Below are 296 nucleotides of genomic sequence, written 5' to 3' on the forward strand. Positions count from 1 at the left end.
TACTAATTGTAACGGATCGTGGGGTTATGGAGGCCGGTTGGACAGATGTGGTTGAAAAAAGCTGTAAAAACGCAGGATTAAGCTACACAAGTTTCAATGAAATTACAACTAACCCGAAAGATTATTAAGCAGAGCTTGGTGCTAATGTTTATGTTGAGAATGAATGCGATGCAATTATCGGAATTGGTGGCGGTAGTGCCATTGATGTAGCAAAGGCAGTAGCTATTTTATTCACAATTGGCGGAACAATCTCAGAGTACGATGTTGTTGATAAAATAAAAAAACCTCTCCCTCCC

Annotated in this window: 1 pseudogene; it reads left to right on the forward strand. The window is 39.9% G+C overall.

Annotated elements, in window-relative coordinates:
- Positions 1-296, forward strand: a pseudogene (locus PZE06_RS28255) (iron-containing alcohol dehydrogenase); the annotation flags it as partial.

The organism is Robertmurraya sp. DFI.2.37 (genome assembly GCF_029211245.1).
Lineage (GTDB): Bacteria > Bacillota > Bacilli > Bacillales > Cytobacillaceae > Robertmurraya > Robertmurraya methanolica_A.